Source organism: uncultured Succinatimonas sp., from assembly GCF_905203285.1.
Taxonomy (GTDB): Bacteria; Pseudomonadota; Gammaproteobacteria; order Enterobacterales; family Succinivibrionaceae; genus Succinatimonas.
Genome location: NZ_CAJKVK010000120.1, coordinates 1 through 4,720 on the forward strand (window position 1 = coordinate 1; position 4,720 = coordinate 4,720).

Below are 4,720 nucleotides of genomic sequence, written 5' to 3' on the forward strand. Positions count from 1 at the left end.
CAACGTGACCGATGGTGCCTACGTTAACGTGGGGCTTAGAACGTACATACTTTTCCTTTGCCATTTTTTAAAATTCCTATGAACCAGATATAGAAAAAACGCTCACAGATGGAAGACGCTGGAGCGGGCAGCGGGAATCGAACCCGTATCACAAGCTTGGAAGGCTTGGGTAATAACCATTATACGATGCCCGCAAAATCTTTTGAAGTATAAAACCGGAGATACTTGTGGGATGGTGGAGGGGGAAGGATTCGAACCTTCGAAGGCAGAGCCGGCAGATTTACAGTCTGCTCCCTTTGGCCACTCGGGAACCCCTCCAATGCTAGCCCGTCTCCGGACCAACCGCTTCAGATTTGGAGTTAAATCTCCTGAAGCGGTGCACATGATAAGGTGTTTTAATAACCTTTGCAAGCTTTTTTTTAAATTTTTTAAAAATTCTCGCAAAAAAGCCTTAAAAGCTTTATAGAGAATAGAAAAATTCCCGTACCATACCAAAAAAGTACTTCGTTATTTTCCTTTGGTAAAAGCATTGTTGTCCGATATGTTAAAATAGCGCCCGAAATCTTCGGTATATCGTTAAAGTACCGGTTTTTGCCGTTTTGGGACACTAAAGCGCGGAGTTTTTAATGTCAGATCCGAGTTTATCTTCTCCTTTTTTTGAGTTTTCACCTCAAAAATGGGCTTCTTTTGCTCATTCTTCAGACCGTCTGACATTAACTGAAGAAGATATTTCAAGATGCCTTGCCTTTAACGACCGCATCTCCCTTGATGACGTGCGTAATATCTATTTGCCTTTATCCAGGCTTATTTATCTTTATTACATTTCAAGGCACGATAGATCAACTGTAATTCAGCAGTTTTTAGGCAAATCTATGGAAAGCGCACCGTTTATCGTATCGATTTCAGGCTCGGTTTCCGTAGGCAAAACTACTACTGCAAGACTTTTGCATGAACTTTTAAAGGCCTGGCCGAGCAAGCCTAAAGTTTCTTTAATTACCACCGACGGTTTTTTGTACCCCAACGCCGAACTTGAAAGACGCGGGATCATGAATCAGAAAGGTTTTCCCGTTTCTTATGACGTAAAGCGCTTGATGAAATTTTTATGTCAGGTAAAAGACGGGATCCCCAATCTTAAAGTCCCGGTCTATTCGCACCTTACTTACGATGTCGTGCCGGATAAGTTTACTATCGTAGATCGTCCCGACATTCTTATAATTGAAGGTGTTAACGTCCTGCAAAACGGCGCCGACTACCCTGAAATCCGTAACCGCGTATTCATTTCCGATTTCATCGATTTTTCCATCTATGTCGATGCCGAAGAAGAATATCTTATTAAATGGTATGTCGACCGTTTCTTAAAATTAAGGGAAAACACTTTTGACGATCCGACCTGCTATTTCCACCGTTATGCGCACATGCCCGAATCGGAGGCGGTTAGTCTTGCCAAAATGATTTGGCAGGCGGTAAATCATGTCAACCTGGTAAAAAATATTCTGCCGTGCCGCAATCGCGCCAACTTAATTTTAAGAAAAGGCGCAGAGCATAAAATTGAAAGTATTCTTTTACGCAAATAATCTTACAAAAACTCAACATGTCCGGCTTTAACGGAGTGCATAGTACCGTCTGCGTTTACAAGCAGAGCTCCGTTATCATCAATTCCCGAGCAAATGCCGCTTATCTTATTAACGTCATCATTTACCAAAACTCTTTTATTAAATAAATAATCGTAGCTCGACCATTTTTCCCTAAAAGGAGCAAAACCTTCTTCTCTATAAATAAAACATGCCTGCCTAATAGCGCTTATAAGCGTATACGCCACAAAATTTCTTTGCGCTTTACGGGAATTTATGTCAGAAAGCGACAAAATTTTCCTTTTTTGTAAATCTAAGGAACTGTCTTCAAAAGGAAAAACATTCATGCCTATTCCGATGACGGCACCGACGTCTTCGTGCCGCACTATGCTTTCTATTAAAATACCCGCAATTTTAGCGTTCTCAAAATACAGATCGTTAGGCCACTTTACCTTTATTCCGGAAAATCCCGCCTTCTCAAGTTCCCATGCAACATTTAACCCTACCGCAAGAGGTAGTGCACTTAACTCAAGACTCAGATCAAAAAATGCCGCACTTGATAATAAAACCTGACAACCAAGAGAGCAGGACCATTTACGTCCGCGTCTTCCTCGCCCTGCCGTCTGAATTTCGGCAAGAAGAACATCCCCGTCAGTATAAGAGTCTATATTTCTTAAAATCTCGGAATTAGTGGAGTCGATTTCAGGAAGGACGCAGACTCGTCCCTTTCCTTTGCTTTTTCTAAATAATAAATCCTCATCAAGAGGTTCATACGGACGGAAGATACTGATTTTTTCATCGCTTACACAAGCGCCAAGTCCCAACGATTTTAAATCAGAACAAATAGACTCAAACTCATTTTCAGTTACGCAAAGATGCTTAAGGCATTCTTCTTTTGATAAAGAATGATTTTCAGCAAGCGACAAGAGCTTAACCAGTTTTAAAAGTTTTACAGATCCTGCCAAAAAACTTCCCCGTCTTTACCGATAAGTCTTACTTCAGGGTATAAATCAACCGCAAACTTCTCTTTAACCTTGGCACAGATATACTTACCAAGCGCTATGATTTCACTAGGCTTTGCTCCGCCGCGATTTACCAGAACCAAAGCCTGATGCTCCCATGTCCCGGCGTTATCCTTAGTAATGCCGCGGCAACCTGCTTTATCTATAAGCCAACCTGCGGCTAATTTATAAAGACCGTTTTCAAAAGGATAGACAGGAGCATCCTGATATTGAGCTTTAATCGCATCAACGGTCTCTTTATTAACAATAGGATTTTTAAAGAAACTGCCGGCATTACCCACAAATTTAGGATCAGGAAGCTTGGCGCTGCGCAAAGCAATAATCTTATCCCGTACCGCTTTAGCGCTAAAAAGACCTTCTCCTTCAATTCCCTTATACGTAAAGTTAGGCGTAAAAGTATCGGGTAAAGAAAAATTTACATAAGTAATAAACCAAGATTTGGCAATATCTTCTTTAAAAATTGAGTGACGATACGTAAAAAGGCAATCTTTCTTTAAAAGTCTACCGGATTCTTTAGTGCGTAAATCAAAAAACTCCACTGACTCGATATAATCGCCTACTTCCACACCGTAAGCTCCGACGTTCTGTACAGGAGCCGCTCCGACAGTACCGGGAACGGCTGACAAATTCTCAAGTCCGTAAGCGCCATTATCTACAAGCTCACTTATAAGAGAATCAAGAAGAATTCCGCCGCCAGCTCTTACTTTATAAAAATTACCTTCATGCTTTATTTCAAGAGATTTGATGGCGTTAATAAGAACAGTGCCTTCATAATCATCAACAAACAAAACATCAGAGCCTGATCCTAAAATCAGATACTTATCGGTATCTACCTTGTTTAAATCTTCAGCGGTATTGATGAAAAGGCCGTTTTTGGCCTTAACTTTCATCTTAAAGGTATTATGCTTTTCTAAATCAAACATTGCCTTTGATTCTTTCAATAGTACCGCCTAAGCCGCGGATCTTGCGTTCAATATGCTCATAGCCGCGATCCATATGATAAATGCGATCGACTATGGTAGTTCCTTGAGCAACCAATCCGGCAATTACCAAGCTTGCAGACGCGCGCAAATCGGTCGCCATGACTTGGGCCCCTTTTAGCATCGGACGTCCTGAAATAAATGCCGTATTACCTACAATCTTAATCTGAGCTCCCATACGGTTTAACTCAGGAATGTGCATAAAGCGGTTTTCAAAGATAGTTTCAGTAACCTTGCTTTCGCCTTCGGCAAGAGCATTTAATACGGTAAACTGAGCCTGCATATCGGTCGGGAAACCGGGATGAGGAGCGGTAATAATATCAACAGGCTTAATTCTGCGGTTTGTCATATCAAGCAAAATGCTGTTGCCGTCAATTTCTACATAAGCGCCGGCAAGACGCAGCTTAGCTAAAACCGGATCTAAATCATCAGGCTTGGTATTGCGGCAAATGACGCGGCCGCGAGTTGCCATACCGGCAATAAGATAAGTTCCCGCCTCAATACGATCAGCTACGATTGAGTGTTCACCGCCATGAAGTTTTTTTACGCCTTCAATTACGATCTTATCACTGCCGTCGCCTGTCACCTTAGCGCCCATCATGCGCAGACATACGGCCAAATCAACGATTTCAGGTTCGCGGGCGGCATTTTCAATAACAGTGGTTCCGTCAGCAAGCGCTGCTGCCATCATCAGGTTTTCAGTTCCGGTTACGGAAACCTTTTCCATTAAAATTCTGGCGCCGCGCAAACGTCCGCCTGCAGGAGCTACAGCGTGAATGTAACCTTCATTAAGTTCAATCTGAGCACCCATCGCCTGCAGACCCTTTATGTGCAAATCCACAGGGCGGGCACCGATAGCGCAGCCGCCCGGCAAAGAAACTGATGACTCACCTAAAAATGCGGTCAAGGGACCTAAAGCCATAATCGAGGCGCGCATGGTTCTTACTAAATCGTAAGGAGCTACGTTTGAGCTAACGGCGCCTTCTACGGAAAACACGCCTTCTTCAATCTTGGTACACTTTTTACCTAAGATCTCAAGCAGCTTAAAACTGGTGTTTACGTCTCTAAGATCGGGGACATTCTTAAGCACGATTTTTTCATCGGTTAACATCGTGCACAACAAAATCGGAAGAGCCGCATTTTTTGC

Annotated in this window: 4 protein-coding genes and 2 tRNA genes; 1 reads left to right on the top strand and 5 read right to left on the bottom strand. The window is 42.6% G+C overall.

Annotated features, from left to right (window positions below):
- Positions 1-119: 119 nt before the first annotated feature.
- Together QZ019_RS09245 and QZ019_RS09250 are read right to left on the bottom strand one after the other, a co-directional pair.
- Positions 120-194, bottom strand: a tRNA-Gly gene (locus tag QZ019_RS09245).
- A 39-nt stretch (positions 195-233) separates the two neighbouring features.
- Positions 234-318 (bottom strand) — tRNA-Tyr (locus tag QZ019_RS09250).
- Positions 319-626: 308 nt separating this feature from the next.
- On the opposite strand from QZ019_RS09250, the gene coaA reads away from it, so the two are divergent.
- On the top strand, positions 627-1,574 hold the full coding sequence (gene coaA, locus QZ019_RS09255; protein WP_295484471.1) for a type I pantothenate kinase: 948 nt from the start codon (positions 627-629) through the stop codon (positions 1,572-1,574).
- A 2-nt stretch (positions 1,575-1,576) separates the two neighbouring features.
- Here coaA and QZ019_RS09260 read toward each other — a convergent pair whose 3' ends face one another.
- From QZ019_RS09260 to murA, 3 genes are all read right to left on the bottom strand, one after another.
- Positions 1,577-2,536, bottom strand: coding sequence for a biotin--[acetyl-CoA-carboxylase] ligase (locus QZ019_RS09260; protein ID WP_295484474.1), 960 nt, complete (start codon positions 2,534-2,536; stop codon positions 1,577-1,579).
- Positions 2,521-3,516, bottom strand: a complete 996-nt coding sequence (murB, locus tag QZ019_RS09265; protein WP_295484477.1) for a UDP-N-acetylmuramate dehydrogenase — start codon at positions 3,514-3,516, stop codon at positions 2,521-2,523. Before murB ends, QZ019_RS09260 begins: the two co-directional genes overlap by 16 nt.
- Positions 3,509-4,720, bottom strand: a 1,212-nt coding sequence (murA, locus tag QZ019_RS09270) for a UDP-N-acetylglucosamine 1-carboxyvinyltransferase (protein ID WP_295484479.1), incomplete at its 5' end; no start/stop codon positions are given. The genes murB and murA, both read right to left, overlap by 8 nt.

Coding starts and splice junctions, on each gene's coding strand:
- coaA (WP_295484471.1), top strand. CDS start 627: ATGTCAGATCCGAGTTTATCTTCTCCTTTTTTTGAGTTTTCACCTCAA.
- murB (WP_295484477.1), bottom strand. CDS start 3,516: ATGTTTGATTTAGAAAAGCATAATACCTTTAAGATGAAAGTTAAGGCC.